The sequence below is a fragment of the Shewanella sp. 433 genome (assembly GCF_059338565.1).
This window is the reverse complement of sequence record NZ_CM181703.1, coordinates 1,719,291-1,738,889: the sequence shown is the minus strand read 5'-3', so window position 1 is coordinate 1,738,889 and position 19,599 is coordinate 1,719,291. Positions and strand designations below refer to the sequence as shown.

Sequence of the window (19,599 nt, the reverse complement as noted above, 5' to 3'; positions counted from 1 at the left end):
TTAAAATAGGATCCTGACTTTATCGGAGCCCGTCAAGGTCTCCAGTGACAACATCAGCTCATCGGTTGGGTTAACCCGCCATTCATCGCCCAGCTTAAATTGGGCTTTGGCTTGTGGCTGCGCATAATTAATCACCACCGGCACCGCGCCCGCTTTCCACGGCATTAATACCTGATGAAACCGGTTGAGCCAGTTGCTGTCGACTTCGCTTGCATCGACATCCACCTCTACCGCCTGGGCAAAATGGCTCCGCGCCTCGCCCATATCGATAATGTTACGTGCCGTCATGCGGTTGCCACCTGAAAAGTCATCAAAACTGACTTCGCCTTCGACAATTAAGATGCGATCTTTTTCAAGCAGGTGGCCAAATTTATCAAAGGCTTCGGTAAATAGCATCACCTCTAGGCGCGCACTCTTATCGTCTAAGGTGACTAAGCCCATCTTAGAGCCGCGTTTGGTCATCATCACTCGGGTGGCGACCACCAAGCCAGCGGCCTTAGTGGTTTTACCGCGCTCGGTCGGATGCACGTCTTTTAAGCGCCCCGAAGTGTAGTGTTTCAACTCTTTAAGATATTGATTAATCGGATGACCTGTAAGGTACAAGCCCAAGGTATCGCGCTCCCCTTCGAGCCAGACTTTATCGGGCCACGGGGTGCATTCGACAAATTGCTGTTTGCTGTCTTCGGGCTCGCTATTGAGTAAGCCAAACATATCGTGCTGGCCAATCGCTTCGGCTTTCGCATGTTGGTCGGCGGCGCGAATGGCCTCTGGCAAGGTGGCCATCATTGACGCGCGGTGCGGCCCTAAAGTGTCGAGGGCGCCAGCACAGATAAGTTTTTCGATAACCCGTTTATTGAGCTTTTTCAGATCAATTCGCGCACAAAAGTCGAATAGGTCGATAAAGGGGCCATCTTCACGCGCCTTGAGAATCGAGTCGACAGGACCTTCACCCACCCCTTTAATGGCACCAATGCCGTAGACGATGTTCATATCGTCATCCACGGTAAAACGAAACAGCCCTTTATTCACATCCGGTGGCAACAGTGGCAAGCCCATGCGTTCACACTCATCAACCAGGGTGACGATCTTGTCGGTGTTATCCATATCGGCCGACATCACCGCGGCCATAAATTGCGATGGGAAATGGGTCTTAAGCCACAAGGTTTGGTACGACACCAAGGCATAAGCGGCCGAGTGAGATTTGTTAAAACCGTAACCGGCAAACTTTTCCACCAAGTCGAAAATCTTCATCGATAGCTCGCCATCGATGCCGTTATTGACTGCGCCCTCTTTAAAGATACTTCGCTGCTTGGCCATCTCCTCAGGTTTTTTCTTACCCATAGCACGACGCAACATATCCGCGCCGCCCAAGGTATAACCAGATAAGACCTGGGCTATCTGCATCACCTGTTCTTGATACAAAATAATGCCGTAAGTGGGCTCAAGCAGGGTTTTTAAAGACTCATGCTGATATTGAGAGTCGGGATAGGAAACCTCTTCTCGACCGTGCTTACGCTCAATAAAGTTATCTACCATGCCTGACTGTAGCGGTCCGGGACGAAACAGCGCCACCAAGGCGATCATATCTTCAAAGCAATCGGGTTGCAGACGCTTAATCAAGTCTTTCATACCGCGAGATTCCAGCTGGAATACTGCCGTAGTTTCATAACGCTGCAACAGCCTAAATGAGGCCGGATCATCTAGCGGTATCGCTTCGATTCTAATGGGCTCTTTGCCGGCTTTTTCTAGACGCGGATTGATCATCTGCAGCGCCCAGTCGATGATGGTTAAGGTTCGCAGCCCCAAGAAGTCGAACTTAACTAATCCAGCGGTTTCGACATCATTTTTATCAAATTGGGTAACCGGATTTTGCCCTTCAGAGTCGCAGTACAGTGGCGCGAAGTCGGTGATCACCGTTGGCGCGATCACCACGCCACCTGCGTGCTTACCCGCGTTACGCGTCACCCCTTCTAAGATGCGGCACATGTCGATGAGATCTTTAACCTCTTCATCGGCGTTATAAGCTTCAGGAAGCGCAGGTTCCGCCTCAAAGGCTTTAGCCAGCGTCATGCCAGGCTCGGCAGGGATCATCTTTGAAATACGGTCGACAAAACCATAAGGGTGACCCAGCACGCGGCCCACATCGCGCACCACGGCTTTGGCAGCCATGGTACCAAAAGTGATGATTTGCGATACCGCATCTCGGCCATACAGCTCGGCCACGTGATCGATCACCTCATCGCGACGGTCCATACAAAAGTCGACGTCGAAATCGGGCATCGATACCCGTTCTGGGTTCAAGAAACGTTCGAACAGCAGGTCAAATTCTAATGGGTCAAGGTCGGTGATCTTCAGCGCATACGCCACCAACGAGCCCGCTCCTGAACCACGACCCGGGCCAATCGGAATACCGTTGTCTTTACCCCACTGAATAAACTCCATCACGATAAGGAAGTAGCCGGGGAAACCCATGTTGTTAATCACGGTCAGCTCAACATCGAGACGCTCATCATATTCGGGGCGGCGCTCGGCTCGAACCTTAGGGTCGGGAAACAAAAACTCGAGACGCTCTTCAAGCCCTTTTTTAGACACGTCAACGAGAAAGTCTTCGATGGACAGATCGCCAGTGGGGAAATTAGGCAAAAAGTATTCGCCAAGGCGCACAGTGACATTACAGCGCTTGGCGATCTCCACCGAGTTTGCCAACGCTTCAGGAATATCGGCAAACAGCTCACACATCTCATCTTGTGAGCGGAAATACTGCTCTTTGCTGTAGGTTTTAGGGCGGCGCGGATCGGCGAGTGTATAGCCATCAGAAATCGCCACACGGATCTCATGGGCCTCAAACTGCTCGGGTTGAATAAATACCACTTGGTTGGTCGCGACCACAGGCAAGTCTTTATCAGCCGCCAGTTCGACCGCCATGTGCAAATAGCGCTCTTCGTCGGGGCGACCCGTTCGGATAAGCTCCAGATAATAGCGCTCAGGAAAATGGGTCTGATAAAATGCCACCAAGGAGTCAACTTGGCCTTTGTTGCCTTTAAGCAACGCCTTACCGACGTCGCCATCTTTGGCGCCCGAAAGTAAAATTAACCCTTCACTGTATTTAATCAGCCACTCTTGATCGATCACCGCGCGGTCGCGTACATGACCACGTAGATAGGCATCGCTTATCAATAAGGTGAGGTTTTTATAACCTTGATTGTTGATGGCCAATACCGTAATCGAGCAAAACTCGTCGTCAAAGCCTGGCACCAACATCGAAAAGTCAGTGCCAATAATTGGCTTAATCCCCGCCCCATGGCAGCCGCTGTAAAACTTGACCAAACCACATAAATTGGTTTTATCGGTCAGGGCAAGCGCCGCCATTTCAAGCTCAGTCGCCTTAGCTAGAATGGGCTTCACTTTCGAGAGGCCGTCGGACATGGAAAAATCACTGTGAACGCGCAGATGCACGAAACGAGGTTCTGACATAGTTGATAGTATCTTTTTAGTTGGGCGGCAAGCGCCCATTGAGATTAACAGACTGAGATTAACACATAGCGAAACACAGCGTCACCCTTTCAGCTCGGCTTTGCCTATGCTGATAAGGATTAATCATCCCGCGATAAACGTGCCTGTACGGGGCGAAAACTCTTACGGTGTTCGGCTAATACGCCATGTTGTTCTAGCGCCTCAAAATGCGCTTTTGTCGGGTAGCCCTTATGCTTAGCAAAACCAAATTGTGGGTACCTGGCATCGAGCGCGTCCATCTCTTGATCTCGCACCACTTTGGCAATGATCGATGCGGCGCTGATGCCAGCGATCAGGCCATCGCCTTTGATCACCGCATGGCTTTCAATACCAAAATCAGGCACACGATTACCATCGACCAGTATCCGCTCGGGGCGAGCCTTAAGACCGGCCACCGCGCGCTGCATTGCCAGCATAGTGGCGTGCAGAATATTAAGCTCATCTATCTCAGCAGGGCTTGCACGCCCCACACTGACATCCAGGGCTTTTTGGTTAATCTCGGCAAACAAGGCTAAGCGTTTTTTTTCTGACAATTTTTTCGAGTCATTCAGCCCAGCGATAGGATTATTAGGGTCGAGTACCACGGCCGCGGTGACGACATCTCCTACTAGAGGTCCGCGCCCCACCTCATCGACACCGGCGTAAAACCCTTGGCACAACAGGCTGATTTGCGCTTGCGTGATCTCTTTAAAGGTCGCCATATTACGCCTCCTCAATTAACGCGACCACCGCATCGGCGGCCCGCTGACTGGCATTACATTTGAGTTGTTGATGCAAGGTGGCAAAACGCTTCATTAACGGACGATGATCGCTATCGAGTTGTTGCGCTACCGCATCGGCAATCTTCTGCGCGGTGCAGTCGGCTTGGATCAACTCAGGAATAATGTTCTCACCAGCCAATAGATTAGGCAGTGAGTAACTGTCTATCTGCATCATACGTTTGGCAATGCTATAGGTGATCGGACTCACGCGATACGCCACCACCATCGGCCGTTTAACCAACATGGCTTCTAACGTCGCCGTGCCTGACGCCAGTAAAATGGCATCCGCAGCCGCCATCACCACCCGCGACTGTCCTTCAACCATATGAATCGCCAAATCGGGAGCAAATTGTTCAAGCGCCGCCTCAAATTGGGCGCGGCGTTTGGCATTAACCAGCGGCGTGATGAACTTAAGATCGGGATAACGTTGTCGTAGCAGCAATGCCGCTTTCACAAAAGGCTCTGCCAACTGCTTTAGTTCGCCACCGCGTGAGCCCGGCAATAAGGCTAAGTATTCATCTTCGGCATCTAACCCCAGCTGAGCTCGGGCTGCTGCTTTATCATTCTCCAGAGGGATGTCGTCGGCTAAGGTATGACCGACGAAAGTGCACGGCACCTGATGTTTATCATAAAACGCCTTTTCAAACGGCAACAACGACAGCACCATGTTGGTTGCTTTGGCAATTTTAAAGATGCGCTTAGGCCGCCATGCCCACACAGATGGGCTGACATAATGCACGGTTTTAATGCCACGCTGCTTAAGCTTTAACTCGAGGCCGATATTGAAATCGGGCGCATCGATACCGATAAAACAATCGGGTGACAAGGCGGAGATTTCATCGATGAGGGTTTTACGCACCTTAAGCAACCGAGGCAGACGCGACAAGACCTCCACTATCCCCATCACCGCTAACTCTTCAAATGAGAACAGCGACTCAAAGCCCAATTCGTCCATCTGTGGACCACCAATGCCGACAAAACGCGCGTCAGGATAACGCTGCTTCAGGGCACGGATTAAACCTGCGCCTAAGATGTCCCCAGACAGTTCGCCTGCGACCATGGCAAATATTTTTTGTCTACGTTCAGTCATAACCCGATTCTTATCCGTTGTTTCCGACTTACGATTAATCACATTAACTCAATGACTATTCATTGATGCCTGCAATGGGCTGATACCATTTACACCAGAGAAACAGCCTATTTTAGCCATCAAGATCGAGCTGATAATTAATGCGATTGGTTTAATTTCACTCATAAAAAAAAGCCCGTCTAAACGAGCTTTTGATTTTCAAGACCAGTGGCTTAACGAATAATGCCTCGACTGGAATTGGCGATGAAATCAGTAAATAGCTTCACTTGCTCATCTTGAGACTCTTCACTCAATGCGGCAATGGCTTCATCAACCGTCAACCCTTTGCGGTACACAGTTTTATAAGCTCGGCGCACCGCAAGTTGGCTCTCTTTAGAGAAGCCACGACGCTTGAGCCCTTCGGCGTTGAGACCACGTGGTATCGCAGGTTGGCCTGAAGCCATCACAAACGGAGGCACATCTTGCAAAATAAGTGAGCTACCTGCGGTAAAAGCATGCGCGCCTATATGCACAAACTGATGCACGCCAGTCATACCACCTAAAATGGCCCAATCACCGACATGAACATGACCTGCAATCGAAGCATTGTTAGCCATGATCACATTATTGCCAACCACACAGTCGTGGGCAATATGCACGTAGGCCATAAACAGGTTGTTAGAACCAATAACGGTTTCACCCTGGTCTTGAATCGTACCGCGATGAATAGTCACCGACTCACGGATCACATTATTGTCGCCGATAATTAAGCGCGTTGGTTCACCCGCGTACTTTTTATCTTGGCAGTCTTCACCCACAGAGGCGAACTGGAAAATGCGATTGCCTTTGCCCATCACTGTCGGGCCTTTGACCACAACATGAGAACTCAGGTGGCAATCGTCACCAATTTCAACATCGGCACCAATATAGGTCCATGGACCTATGGTGACATTATTACCAATTTTGGCATCGGGATGTACAAACGCTAAATCATCAATCACTGACTAATCTCTCTACGGGCACACATAATCTCGGCAGAACAGACTAGTTCGCCATCGACCTTTGCTTCACCAGTAAACACCCCTATCCCGCGGCGTTCTTTAATCATTTTCACTTCAAAATGCAGCTGATCGCCTGGCTCAACCACACGCTTAAAACGTGCTTTGTCGATACCCGCGAAATAGTAGAGTGCATTATTTGATGGTTCGTCACTCATGGTCTTAAATGCTAATAAACCCGTGGCTTGTGCCATCGCTTCGAGGATTAATACCCCCGGCATCACGGGTTGAACGGGGAAATGGCCTTGAAAAAATGGCTCATTAATAGTGACATTTTTGATCGCATGGAGTGATTCGCCAGGGGTAAAGTCGAGGACTCTATCGATCAATAAAAACGGATACCTATGGGGCAAAAACTTTAGGATCTCTTTGATATCCATTGTGTTTAATTGATTTGACACTCAATAATTTCCTTAGCTGCCAAGGGGCACTTAATCTTCTATTTTAACGTTTTTTTCTAACTTTTTAACGCGTTGGAACAGTTCATCTAGCTGTCTAAACCGTACGGTATTTCGACGCCACACCTTGTTTTCCATCGCCACAGTAGCCGAGGAGTATACACCAGGCTCCCTGATAACACTCGTAACGTTTGTGCCACCTGAGATATGGGTACCGTCGGCGACGGATAAATGTCCAGCTACGGCGCTACAGCCACCAATGATACAATATTTACCTATGGTGACACTACCGGCAAAAGTTGAACCACCGGCAAGGGCACTGTTTTCACCAATAATCACATTATGGGCAATTTGCACTTGGTTATCGATGATCACCCCATCATGGATTTCGGTATGATCTAGTGCGCCACGGTCAATACTGGTACAAGCACCAATTTCAACCCGCTCACCAATACGCACGCCCCCCGTTTGCGGAATGCGGATCCACTGCCCACGCTCATTAGCATAACCAAAACCGTCCGATCCCAGTACCGTGCCCGAATGCACTATACAGTCTTGACCAAGGTGGACATTGTGGTACACAGTCACATTAGGCCACAAGATGGTATTGGAGCCGATGATAACATCTTGCCCAATAACACATCCTGCACCAATCTGTACCTGCTGCCCCAAAATCACATTGGGGCCGATAACGGCATTGGCGCCAATAGCAACGCCTTCGCCTATAGTGGCACTGACATCAATCACTGCGCTGGGATGAATTGCTTCAGCGGCTTTAGGCGTCGAGTCGAGTAACTGCGCCACCCTTGCAAATCCTACATAAGGATCATTAAGTACAATTGCGTTGCCGTTAAAATCAGCCGCCATTTTGGGCGACAACAACACTGCTGATGCCAATGTGCCCGCAAGCTGATGCTGGTATTTTGAGTTGGCTAAAAAAGAGATCTCACCCTTTTGCGCTTTTTCGAGAGTGGCAACTCGGTTAATTTCAACCGTGTCGTCACCTTGTACCGCAGCATTTAAGTAAACAGCGATCTCTTTTAATGTATAGCTTTTCATTAATCGTTAGCCTTTGCTCAACGCTTCAACAACTTTACTGCTGATATCTGAAGAAGGCTTAACATAGATGGCAGCACCACGCTGCAGCACTAGGTCATATTGCTCTTTTTCCGCAATAGCGGTGATCGCTTTTTGCACTTCAACTAACAGTTTGTTTTGCTCTTCACCGTTACGACGACGCATATCTTCATCTAAAGCTTTGCCTTTTAATTGCAGCTCAGCTTTGAGTGATTCCATCTTACGCAACATATCGGTTTTTTGGCTTTCGCTCATCAGCGCGGCATCACGTTGCTGCTTCTCAAGCATGCCACGTAGTTCGTCTTGCATCTTTTGCACGTTAGCCACACGGTCACCAAATTCGGTTTTGAGTGTTTTACTCACGGCTTCGCGCTGGGGTAACTGCTCAAATACCGCTTGCATATCTACCACTGCAATTTTTTCTGCTTGTGCAGCAATCGGTGCACCTAACAGAACCAAAACCATCATTGCGCGATTAAACATCTTATTCAAAATAAACTCCTTGTTGTCAGCAAAACTTGCCGATTATTTTTATTTAAATTAGTTCTAACTTAGAAAGTTTTACCAATGTTGAACGAGAAAATCTCGGTTTCATCATCTTCATACTCTGTGATTGGCCACGCAAGGCTAAATACCATTGGCCCCATGGGCGACAACCACTGAACACTCATCCCCGCTGACGCACGAATGCGTGAAGGATCAGAGTAATCTGCCAGTTCGGCAAACTCTTCAGCAGGCAAGCCGCGATAGGAATCGTAATCAAATTCAGTATCCCAGACATTACCCGCATCGACAAAGAAGCTGGTACGCACAGAGTTAGTATAGGCTTCGTCCAAGAATGGCGTCGGCACAATAAGCTCAATACTGGCGGTCGCGATGGCATTACCACCGATAGAACGCCCTTGGCTGACTTCGATGCGATTTGGATCGCCAGGCAAGGTACAACCATCACCCGATGGATCTGGTGAACACGGCTCACTACCACGATACAAGTAGAATGAACGAGGGCCCACAGAGTTCGACTTAAAGCCACGTAATGAGCTGCTACCACCCGAGTAGTAGTTTTCCCAGAACGGTAAAATCTGATCGTTATCCCCAAACTGGCCATAACCATTACCGTAGCCGACACGCGCCTTAGTTAATAACACGAAGCTATGGCTACGGTTAAAGGGCCAGTAGAAGCTGGTGTCAAAGTCGGTTTTAAAGTATTGCAGATCTGAACCAGGAACCGTCATCTTACCGCTTAAACGCTGTGATGAACCGTCTGTTGGGAAGGTACCGCGGTTCAACGTACTGCGATACCAGCCAAGATTCAATTCGAAATTATCAAATGCTAGCTCGGCATTAGGGTCATCTTGATCACGATAGATATTGTAGAAACGCAGCGCCTGCTCATAAGCTGAAATCTCTGAAATTGCGTTATGACGATAGCCTATACCACCGTTAATACGGTTATATTCATTAATTGGGAAACCTGAGTTTAAAGCAACGCCGTAAGAGCTGTTTTTATAACGCTCAAGGTTAGCCTCTTGCGCATCAAACTCATTCCAGAAAACACTGCCGCCTAAGCTCACGCCGTCCTTAGTGAAATAGGGATCGGTATAAGAGAAATTAATATTCTTAGAATACTTATTAGTATTTAAGTTAATGCCGGCCTGATTACCGGTACCCAAGAAATTGCTTTGCTGTACACCAAACTGCAAGCTTATACCTGATTCGGTACCATAACCCACACCCGCGTTAAATGAACCAGAAGGCTGCTCTTTCACATTAAAGGCAACATCGACCAAATCATCGGTGCCAGGTACTTGCACCGTTTGTGTATCGACGGTTTCGAAATAACCTAGACGGTTAAGGCGCGCTTTAGATTGCTCGACTTGCGCGGCATTTAACCATGCCCCTTCCATCTGGCGTAATTCACGACGCATTACTTCATCTTTAGTGACTTGGTTACCCGTGAAGTTAATGCTACGCACATAAACCCGCTTGCCCGGTTTAATATTGACATTAAGAGTCACCTCTTTGGTGTCGTCATTAATTTCTGGGTAGGTTTTCACTTCAGGATAGGCATAGCCGAAACGACCAAGATACTTGCCGTACATCTCTTCGGTAAAGGTCACGTCGCCGCCATTGTAGGTATCACCCACTTTGATCGGCAAAATCGCTTGCATCACCTCTTCACGGCCCATAAGGTCTCCGGTGAGGTTGACCTCTTTTACCTTGTACTGCTCACCTTCATCGACATTAATCGTGATATACAGCCCTTTACGATCAGGCGTCATCGCGACCTGAGTCGAGGTGACATCGAAGCGAATATAACCGCGGTTATGGTAAAAGGTTTTGATGGTTTCAAGGTCGGCTTGCAGCTTTTGCTTTTGGTAACGACGCTCACCAAACAGGTCCCACCAGGCCACATAATCTTTTAATTCCAACATGCTGATCAATTCAGCATCGCTAAACACTGTGTTACCCACAACGTTTATCTGGCGAATTTCAGCGGCTAAGCCTTCAGTAAACTTAAACTTAAGCTCGACACGATTTCGCGGTAAGTTAATCACCTGTGCTTCCACTTTAGCGCCGTATTTACCCACACCGTAGTAGAAATCTTGCAGGCTTTTTTCAATTCCGCTAAGCATGGTGCGATCTAATGACTCACCAACTTTAACGTCACTGCCATCGAGACTCTCTTGCAACTGCTCATCTTTAATGTCTTTGTTGCCTTCGAAGGTCACAGCGCTAATGGTTGGACGCTCTTTGACCGTCACCACGAGGACATTGCCATCGCGACTGACTTCGATATGTTCGAAGTTAGTTGACGCGTACAAGCTTTTAATCGCTTGCTGCAGACGCGTTTCGTCAACGGTATCGCCCACCTTAATGGGGATATTGAGGAGTGCGGCACCTAATGCAACACGTTGTAAACCTTGTACTTGGATGTCTGTAACTTCAAAAGGCTGGAATGTTTCGGCCCAACCGTTCCCTGATAAAGACGCACCGACTAATAACATCGAGGCAAAAATTTTATTCAATCTCATAGAGCACTTCTAATTATGTGTGTGTCCTTGCTCAGAGTCGGGAAAAATCATTGAAAAGGGCGATACTCATCAACATTAGCAGCATAGCTGCCCCAAATCTGAATCCAATTTCCTGTACCTTCTCCGGTACAGGCCTGCCTGTGATCACTTCGATGAAGTAATATAACAGATGCCCACCATCTAGCACTGGTAAAGGCAATAGGTTAATAATGCCTAAATTGACGCTAATTAATGCTAGGAACCCTAAAAAGTAAACTAAACCATAGTTAGCACTACTCCCCGCACCTTGTGCGATTGAAATAGGTCCACTTAGGTTTTTCACCGACACATCGCCAGTAAATAATTTGCCAATCATCTTAATGCTGACTGACACAAGTTGCCACGTTTTATCGGCGGCAACCACAAAAGATTCGCCTAAACCGTATTCTAACTGTAAACGCATATCATCTGGCCAAGGATCTTGAGTGGGTGCAACACCTATTACGCCCTCTATTTGACCATAATCACCAGTACGCGATTTAGGCGTCACCGCAAGCTCAACCTGCATACCATCGCGTAGCACAGTGATGTTTACAGTCTTACCCGCCGCCGCTTTAATTTGTTCGACAAACCCATCCCATTGGCTATAACGCTGGCCATCGATAGCAACCAAGGTATCACCAACCCTAAGCCCTGCGGCATACGCGGCGCCATCTTCACTGACAAAGGCCAAGGTGGGGCTCACGTCTGGTTGATAAATGCCTAACCCCAGCGAGGTGATAGGTGATTGTTTTTCTGGGTCAAATTGCCACTGACGAGTGTCGAGGCGATAAGTACGCTCTTGGCCCATAACACCTGATAGTGGGGCTAGGGTTATGTCGATATTATCATCGCCAATATGCCCAACTAAGGCATAGGTCACCTCCTCCCAGTTGCGGACGGCTTGGTCGCCAACGGCAATCACTTGCTGCGGCTGTTTAACCTCAATGATAGCGGCAGGCGTATTAGGCTGGGTGGTTTCAATAACTGGTTTTAATGACGGCACACCAATGAGGTACATGATGTACAACGCAAAAATGGCGAAGATAAAGTTAGCCATGGGGCCGGCGCCGACAATGGCAATGCGCTGCCAGACGGACTTACGATTAAAAGCTTGAGATTTTAATGCTTCTGGCACATCGTCAACACGCTCATCGAGCATCTTCACGTAACCACCGAGCGGGATCATCGCGACCACATACTCGGTGCCATCTGCTCCGATTTTACGCCAAATCGCTTTACCAAAACCGATGGAAAAGCGCTCCACTTTGACGCCGCAGCGACGTGCGAGCCAAAAGTGGCCATATTCATGGGCCGTGATTAATATGCCTAAAGCAATAATAAAGGAACCTAGGTTCCATAAAAAATCTAGCATTGAGCTCCTTCTTTACTGCTGCACACGTTTAACATGTTCAGCAGCCACTCGGCGAGTTTGGTTATCCAGCGCCAAAATATCTTCAATCGTGTTTAAACTTTGCTTGGCCACTTTGGTTAGGCAAAATTCGTTGATAAGAGCAATATCGGTAAACCGAATGCGCCCTGCTAGGAATGCTTCGACCGATATTTCATTAGCCGCGTTGAGCACAGTTGTCGCTTCTTGGCCTTGCTCACAGGCATCAATGGCTAATGCTAAACAAGGGAAACGGTTAAAATCGGGTTCAAGAAAGCTTAACTGTCCGACTTTGAAAAAATCTAAAGGTTCAACGCCAGCAGAAATTCTTTGTGGATAAGCCATACAATGCGCGATAGGCGTGCGCATATCAGGGTTGCCCAACTGAGCGACAACAGATCCATCTTTATATTGCACCATTGAGTGAATGACACTTTGTGGATGCACCACCACTTTTAATTGCTCTTTGCCGGCATTAAACAACCAACGGGCCTCAATATATTCCAGCCCTTTATTCATCATGCTAGCCGAATCAACAGAGATTTTACGTCCCATCGACCAGTTGGGGTGCTTACAGGCTTGATCTGGTGTCATGTGCTGCAAAGTGGCAAGGTCAGTACTAAGAAAAGGACCACCCGAACCAGTCAGCAAAATATGTGAAATACCGGCGTCGGTTAGTTGGCATACGCCGATTTGCTGCTGCACCTCGAAGGGTAAACATTGAAAAATCGCATTATGCTCGCTGTCCACAGGCAGCACTTGCGCGCCAGAAGCTTGCATCTGATCGATAAACAAACGTCCTGACATCACCAATGATTCTTTATTGGCCAATAACACTCGCTTGCCCGCACGAACCGCAGCTAAGGTTGAAGGTAATCCGGCAGCCCCGACAATGGCCGCCATCACAGTATCCACCTCACTTGCGGCAACTAAATCGAGCAGTTCATCTGCACCGCTAGAGACTCGGGTGCGCAGTGATTTAGGCAGTCGGTCTGCTAACTCTTTGGCCGCATCGGCATCGACCATGTGCGCCACACAAGGCTCATGGGTTATGCATAACGCTAGCATCTTATCGACACTACGATTGGCCACTAGGGCGTAAACCTCATAATCAGCCGGATTACGCTCGACAACACTGAGCGTGCTGGCGCCAATTGAGCCTGTGGCCCCTAGAATCACCATCTTTTGCATGGTTACATCCAAAATGCGATATAAATGAGTGTAAAGACTGGCAACGCGGCGGTTAGGCTATCAATTCTGTCTAGAACGCCACCATGGCCAGGCAAGATAGTACCTGAGTCTTTTATGTCGGCAACACGCTTAAACATACTCTCAGACAGATCGCCCACCGCAGACACTAAGGCAACAAACAGGGTGACTACAATCACCAAGCCTAACTCTTGCTCAGGTGAGAGTAACATCACCCCAGCAACAACAAGCATAGTCGTCAGCAGGCCACCAATGAGGCCTTCCACGGTTTTAGCAGGGCTGACATTGGGCATCAATTTATGTTTACCTAAGGCTTTACCCGCAAAGTAAGCGCCAGAATCGGCAGCCCATACGGTCAACATCACCAAGAAGACCAAGGTACCACCGTAATAGGGATCAGCCTGTGAGCTTAATGCCTTGAGCGCAACTAATGCAGTAAAACAAGGGATTAATGTTAACTGGCCAAACATCGACTTGAACATGTGGCTCTTAGCCCACAAGGTCGAACTTTTAGGATATGACACGATGAAGAGTAAGGAGATAACCCACCAAAATGCACCAATGACCATAATCGCTAGAAATATGGGATGTAAATGGCCCTTAAACCACACCTCTGTGCTAGGTACAAACAGATTGAGCGCCACTAATAAAATACCGATAGTCAACGTGAAACTCCACTGAGTGATGTTACAACGTTTATCGATAATACGGCCCCACTCTTTAGCGGCGATTAAAAATACCGCCACCAGAGCCCATGAAAAATACTCCACAGGGAAAAAGAATATGGCACCCATCACTAATGGGATTAACCATACTGCTGTTATTATTCTATGCTTTAGCAAAACTTTCCCTCTTATAATTTATTGCTCAGCCTGTAGCGTCTCAATTTGCGTTCCCGTTAATCCGAAACGGCGTTGACGCGAAGCAAATACAGCGACAGCTTCTTTAAAGGCTTGCTCGTCAAAGTCGGGCCAAAGCACCTCAGTAAACACTAACTCTGCATAAGCGGCCTGCCAGAGTATAAAATTACTGATGCGAAAATCTCCACCCGTACGGATCATTAAATCAACTTCCGGCTGATTTTGCATGCATAAATGCAGACTTAACGCCTCTTCGGTGAACTGACTGCTGCTCATTTCGCCAGATTCAACCTTTTTGGCTAAGGTTTGCGCCGCTTGCATGATGTCCCAACGACCGCCATAGTTGGCTGCGACGTTTAAGATTAAACCGTCATTCTCGGCAGTTTGTGCCATTGCCGAAGCAATTTTCTTTTGCAAACGCGGCGAAAAGCGACTGGTATCGCCTATGATATTGAGGCGTACGCCATTGTTATGTAGTCGCTTTAACTCCCGTTGTAACACGGTAAAAAACAGCTCCATTAACAAGCTAACTTCTTTGTCTGGTCGGCGCCAATTCTCACTGGAAAATGCAAATAAGGTCAATGAACCGACCCCCATTTCTCGTGCAGTGCTCACCGCTCGGCGAACCGCCTTTACGCCTGCTTTATGTCCAATCACCCGCGGCTTACCTTGAGCTTGCGCCCAACGCCCATTGCCATCCATGATAATAGCAACGTGCTTAGGTATAGACAGCTTAATCAGCTCAGCGAGTGTGTCATCAGCTAACTCTGAGCCAGATTGAGATTCGATCGACATCTATTACAACCCTTAAAAATAGCAAACGCCGTGTAGTATACCCCTACACGGCGTGTTAACTCTAGTAACTAAGACTGCAGATTAGACTTCCATCAACTCTGCTTCTTTAGCCGCCAAAATTTCATCAATCATTTTAATGTGTGCATCGGTAAACTTCTGAATTTCATCTTCACTGCGACGCACATCGTCTTCGGTACACTCTTTTTCTTTCTCTAATGCTTTTACATCAGAGTTAGCATCACGGCGAACGTTACGTACGGCAATACGTCCGTTTTCCGCTTCGGCGCGAACCACTTTGATCAGGTCTTTACGACGCTCTTCAGTTAGCGCAGGTAGCGGAATGCGAATAGTGGTGCCTGCAGACATAGGGTTTAGCCCCAAATCTGAACTCATAATTGCCTTTTCTACCGCTGCTATCATAGTTGAGTCAAAAACGCTGACCGCTAGGGTTCTTGAATCTTCAATCGATACGTTACCCACTTGCTTTAGTGGAGTCAGTGAACCGTAATAAGGTACCTTGATTGAATCAAGTAGACTCGGGTGAGCACGACCGGTACGCACTTTAGCCATTTGCGTTTTAGTCGCTTCAACACATTTACCCATGCGTAGTTTCGCATCTTCTTTGATTTCATTAATCACGTTTAATATCCTTTTTGCTTACTAAATTTACGTTAGTATAAATGGTACTTATTCGGCTGATTTTACGCGGCTACTTTTGATCATTGTGCCTTCATGATCACCCATAATAACACGGCGCAGCGCACCAGGCTTATTCATATTGAACACTAAAATAGGCATGTCGTGATCTCTCGCCAGTGTAAATGCAGCAAGATCCATCACTTTTAATTCTTTGTCTAGTACTTCGTCGTAACCCATTTCGTCATATTTAACGGCTTCAGGGTTCTTCACTGGGTCGTCTGAATAGACGCCATCGACTTTGGTGCCCTTGAGCACAACTTCGGCTTCAATCTCAATACCGCGCAGGCACGCAGCAGAGTCAGTAGTGCAAAATGGATTACCCGTACCGGCTGCAAAAATCACCACTCGACCCGATTTAAGCAAGCTAATCGCTTCAGCCCAGTTATAATCGTCACACACACCTTTAAGCGGTATTGCTGACATCAGGCGCGCATTAACATAAGCACGGTGCAAGGCATCACGCATTGCTAAGCCATTCATCACAGTGGCTAACATGCCCATATGGTCGCCAACAACACGGTTCATACCGGCTTTAGCCAGCCCTTCACCACGGAACAGGTTACCACCACCGATCACAACACCAACTTGAATACCAAGCTCAACCAACTCCTTAACCTCTTGTGCCATACGATCGAGTACTTTAGGGTCGATACCAAAGCCTTCTTCGCCCATCAGGGCTTCGCCACTCAATTTAAGAAGAATACGTCGAAAAGCGGGTTTGGGGTTTGTGCTCATAGTTTTTTGTCCTGATAAATGCTGGTGGGTATTTTACCAATTATATCGAAAAAAATGCAGGCTGTGACAATCTAATTGGCATAATAAAACCGCAGCGATTGCTGCGGTTTTTAGGGTATCAAAAAAGCGGCGATTACGCCTTTGAAGCAGCGATTTGTGCTGCAACTTCAGCAGCGAAATCTTCTTCTTTCTTCGCGATACCTTCACCAACTTCTAAACGAATGAAGTTTGTAACAGTAGCGCCTTTCTCTTTAAGAATCTCGCCAACTGTTTTCTTTGGTTCCATGATGAAAGCTTGACCAGTAAGAGAAACTTCACCGGTGAACTTCTTCATACGACCCGCAACCATCTTCTCAGCGATCTCTTGAGGCTTGCCTTCATTCATCGCGATTTCGATTTGAACGGCTCTTTCTTTCTCAACAACATCAGCAGGAACATCTTCTGGGTGAACGTATTCAGGCTTAGAAGCCGCTACGTGCATTGCGATGTGCTTAAGTGTTTCTTCGTCTGCATCACCAGTGACAACAACACCGATGCGTTCGCCGTGACGGTATGAAGCAGTGTTAGTACCATCGATGTACTCAACGCGACGTACGTTGATGTTTTCACCGATTTTAGCCACTAGTGCAACACGCGTTTCTTCGAACTGTGCTTTTAGGTCTTCAACAGTCACTTTAGATGCAGCAGCAACATCAAGTACTGCGTTAGCGAATGCTAGGAAGTTACCGTCTTTAGCAACGAAGTCAGTTTGACAGTTAACTTCTAAAAGTGCAGTGAAACCTTCGCCTTGCTTGATAAGGATAGTACCTTCAGCAGCGATGTTACCCGCTTTTTTAGCAGCCTTAGCAGCACCGCTCTTACGCATGTTTTCAATCGCTAGCTCAATGTCACCATTGGTTTCAGTTAGCGCTTTTTTACAATCCATCATGCCAGCGCCAGTGCGCTCACGTAGTTCTTTAACTTGGGCAGCAGTAATTGCCATTGTTAAATCCTCTATAGGTAAATCTACAAATCAAATGATATAAAACAGGGGCCTTAAGGGCCCCTGTTCACCAATCATATATCTTGGTTAATAAGGGCGATGAAATTCATCTCGCCTTATTATTCAGCTTCTACGAAACCGTCTTGTTCAGCTTGAACCGCTAGGTCTTGACCGCGACCAGCTTTAGCAGCTGCAGCAACTGACTCAGTGTACAGACGGATAGAACGCATAGCATCATCGTTACCAGGAACGATGTAGGTGATGCCGTCTGGAGAAGAGTTAGTATCTACAACAGCAACAACTGGGATACCTAGGTTGTTAGCTTCTTTAATCGCGATGTGCTCATGGTCAGCACCGATAACGAAGATAACGTCAGGTAGACCGCCCATGTTCTTGATACCACCAAGAGACTTTTCTAGTTTCTCAAGCTCGCGAGTACGCATTAGCGCCTCTTTCTTAGTTAGCTTGTCGAAAGTGCCATCGATTGACTGGCTTTCTAGATCTTTTAGACGCTTGATTGATTGACGAACTGTTTTCCAGTTAGTCAACATACCACCTAACCAGCGGTTATCAACATAGTACTGATCACAAGAAATTGCTGCTTCTTTGATAGCTTCGCTTGCAGCGCGCTTAGTACCTACGAAAAGAACTTTCCCTTTCTTAGATGCTACGTTGCTGATGAACGCTAGTGCTTCATTGAACATAGGCACAGTGTGCTCTAGGTTAATGATGTGAACACCATTACGAGCGCCGAAGATGAATGGCTTCATCTTTGGGTTCCAGTAACGAGTTTGGTGACCGAAGTGAACACCGGCTTGAAGCATGTCGCGCATTGAAACTGTAGTCATTTTATTACCTTAAAATTGGGGGTTAGACCTCCACGCATCCCATATCTCCGACCTTTTATAGGCACCCCGGAGAACGTGTCGATACGTGTGTGATTTAGTATTTAGTAATTGCCATGTATAATGGCCGCCAGATTCGCTCTTAACCAAACGTCAGAAGACCTGGTCAGATGACAAGTAATCAAGAGTCAAACGTAACGGCGCGCTTTATACCATGAAACCAGCGAAAACACAAATTTTTAGCATAGTTGACGCGCCAAAAATAAGACTACCGAGAAACAAGAGAAAGCCTAATGAGTATAGTGATTAAAACAGCCGAAGAGATCGAAAAAATGCGCGCTGCGGGCAAATTAGCCGCCGATGTTCTAGAGATGATAGCCCCTTACGTTAAGGCGGGCGTCACCACGAATGAGCTTAACGATATCTGTGCCAAATATACTGCAGAGCAAGGGGCAATTTCGGCGCCACTTAACTATCACGGTTTCCCGAAATCTATTTGCACCTCTATTAATGAGGTGATTTGTCATGGCATTCCCAATGACAGAGCCTTAAAAGATGGCGATATCCTCAATATCGACATTACCGTGATTAAGGATGGCTACCATGGTGACACCTCAAAAATGTTTCTGATTGGTGATGTCAGCGCCAAAGACAAACGTTTGTGCCGTGTCGCTCAAGAAAGCTTATACGAAGCCATCAAAAAGGTGCGTCCAGGTATGAAGCTAGGTGAAATTGGCACCATCATTGAGAAATACATTAAGAGTAAGAAAACCGGTCTAGAGAAATACAGTATCGTAACCGATTACTGTGGCCATGGTATCGGCGCTGGTTTTCATGAAGAACCCCAAGTCATGCATTACAAAAACAATGACAAGACCGTATTGCGTCCTGGCATGTGTTTTACCATCGAACCAATGATCAATGCGGGTCGTCATACAAGCGTATTAGATAAAGATGACAACTGGACGGTAACGACCTCTGACGGTAAAAACTCGGCCCAATGGGAACATACCCTATTAGTGACTGACAAAGGGGTTGAAGTATTGACCCTACGTTCAGAAGAAGACTTCCCGCGCATAATCAATCACTAATTGCTGTACTTTCCGTTTAAGTAGTGCGTAAAGTGGAGAGTGGATTACGATAATATCAGGCTGC

The 19,599-nt window shown here is 47.4% G+C and carries 17 protein-coding genes; 1 reads left to right on the top strand and 16 read right to left on the bottom strand.

Translation table 11 applies throughout. The features are described from left to right. The 16 genes from dnaE to rpsB form a co-directional block, all read right to left on the bottom strand. A complete protein-coding gene (dnaE, locus tag AC5YB1_RS07745; RefSeq protein ID WP_494521356.1) occupies positions 1-3,474 on the bottom strand; it encodes a DNA polymerase III subunit alpha in 3,474 nt (1,157 codons plus the stop codon). Between the two features lie 119 nt (positions 3,475-3,593). Then, complete coding sequence (rnhB, locus tag AC5YB1_RS07740) at positions 3,594-4,214, bottom strand: ribonuclease HII (RefSeq protein WP_119977789.1); 621 nt, start codon at positions 4,212-4,214, stop codon at positions 3,594-3,596. 1 nt (position 4,215) lies between these two features. Beyond that, positions 4,216-5,364, bottom strand: coding sequence for a lipid-A-disaccharide synthase (lpxB, locus tag AC5YB1_RS07735; protein WP_494521355.1), 1,149 nt, complete (start codon positions 5,362-5,364; stop codon positions 4,216-4,218). A gap of 212 nt (positions 5,365-5,576) precedes the next feature. Continuing rightward, a complete protein-coding gene (gene lpxA, locus AC5YB1_RS07730; protein WP_494521354.1) occupies positions 5,577-6,344 on the bottom strand; it encodes an acyl-ACP--UDP-N-acetylglucosamine O-acyltransferase in 768 nt (255 codons plus the stop codon). Then, a complete protein-coding gene (fabZ, locus tag AC5YB1_RS07725) occupies positions 6,341-6,802 on the bottom strand; it encodes a 3-hydroxyacyl-ACP dehydratase FabZ (protein WP_494521353.1) in 462 nt (153 codons plus the stop codon). Before fabZ ends, lpxA begins: the two co-directional genes overlap by 4 nt. A 30-nt stretch (positions 6,803-6,832) precedes the next feature. Further along, positions 6,833-7,858 carry a UDP-3-O-(3-hydroxymyristoyl)glucosamine N-acyltransferase gene (gene lpxD, locus AC5YB1_RS07720; protein ID WP_494521352.1) on the bottom strand — a complete coding sequence of 342 codons (1,026 nt, stop codon included), beginning with the start codon at positions 7,856-7,858 and terminating at the stop codon, positions 6,833-6,835. A 6-nt stretch (positions 7,859-7,864) separates the two neighbouring features. Further along, positions 7,865-8,359, bottom strand: a complete 495-nt coding sequence (locus AC5YB1_RS07715; RefSeq protein ID WP_494521607.1) for an OmpH/Skp family outer membrane protein — start codon at positions 8,357-8,359, stop codon at positions 7,865-7,867. A 68-nt stretch (positions 8,360-8,427) separates the two neighbouring features. Next, positions 8,428-10,911: an outer membrane protein assembly factor BamA gene (gene bamA / locus AC5YB1_RS07710; RefSeq protein ID WP_494521351.1), complete on the bottom strand. Its 2,484-nt coding sequence runs from the start codon at positions 10,909-10,911 to the stop codon at positions 8,428-8,430. A gap of 31 nt (positions 10,912-10,942) precedes the next feature. Next, a complete protein-coding gene (rseP, locus tag AC5YB1_RS07705) occupies positions 10,943-12,304 on the bottom strand; it encodes a sigma E protease regulator RseP (RefSeq protein WP_494521350.1) in 1,362 nt (453 codons plus the stop codon). A 12-nt stretch (positions 12,305-12,316) separates the two neighbouring features. Beyond that, on the bottom strand, positions 12,317-13,510 hold the full coding sequence (gene ispC, locus AC5YB1_RS07700; RefSeq protein WP_494521349.1) for a 1-deoxy-D-xylulose-5-phosphate reductoisomerase: 1,194 nt from the start codon (positions 13,508-13,510) through the stop codon (positions 12,317-12,319). Between the two features lie 2 nt (positions 13,511-13,512). Further along, positions 13,513-14,370: a phosphatidate cytidylyltransferase gene (locus AC5YB1_RS07695; RefSeq protein ID WP_494521348.1), complete on the bottom strand. Its 858-nt coding sequence runs from the start codon at positions 14,368-14,370 to the stop codon at positions 13,513-13,515. A gap of 18 nt (positions 14,371-14,388) precedes the next feature. Continuing rightward, complete coding sequence (gene uppS, locus AC5YB1_RS07690; protein ID WP_494521347.1) at positions 14,389-15,183, bottom strand: polyprenyl diphosphate synthase; 795 nt, start codon at positions 15,181-15,183, stop codon at positions 14,389-14,391. An 81-nt stretch (positions 15,184-15,264) separates the two neighbouring features. Then, positions 15,265-15,822: a ribosome recycling factor gene (frr, locus tag AC5YB1_RS07685; RefSeq protein ID WP_494521346.1), complete on the bottom strand. Its 558-nt coding sequence runs from the start codon at positions 15,820-15,822 to the stop codon at positions 15,265-15,267. A gap of 48 nt (positions 15,823-15,870) precedes the next feature. Then, the gene (gene pyrH / locus AC5YB1_RS07680; protein ID WP_475514382.1) at positions 15,871-16,617 is read right to left on the bottom strand and encodes a UMP kinase; all 747 of its coding nucleotides are present in this window, start codon (positions 16,615-16,617) and stop codon (positions 15,871-15,873) included. 133 nt (positions 16,618-16,750) lie between these two features. After that, positions 16,751-17,599 (bottom strand): translation elongation factor Ts, encoded by an 849-nt coding sequence (tsf, locus tag AC5YB1_RS07675; protein WP_475514383.1) that lies wholly within the window; start codon positions 17,597-17,599, stop codon positions 16,751-16,753. Positions 17,600-17,718: 119 nt separating this feature from the next. Beyond that, the gene (gene rpsB / locus AC5YB1_RS07670) at positions 17,719-18,447 is read right to left on the bottom strand and encodes a 30S ribosomal protein S2 (protein WP_110458609.1); all 729 of its coding nucleotides are present in this window, start codon (positions 18,445-18,447) and stop codon (positions 17,719-17,721) included. A gap of 290 nt (positions 18,448-18,737) precedes the next feature. Between rpsB and map the strand changes: the two genes are divergently transcribed. After that, positions 18,738-19,535, top strand: a complete 798-nt coding sequence (gene map / locus AC5YB1_RS07665; protein WP_494521345.1) for a type I methionyl aminopeptidase — start codon at positions 18,738-18,740, stop codon at positions 19,533-19,535. Positions 19,536-19,599: the final 64 nt, after the last annotated feature.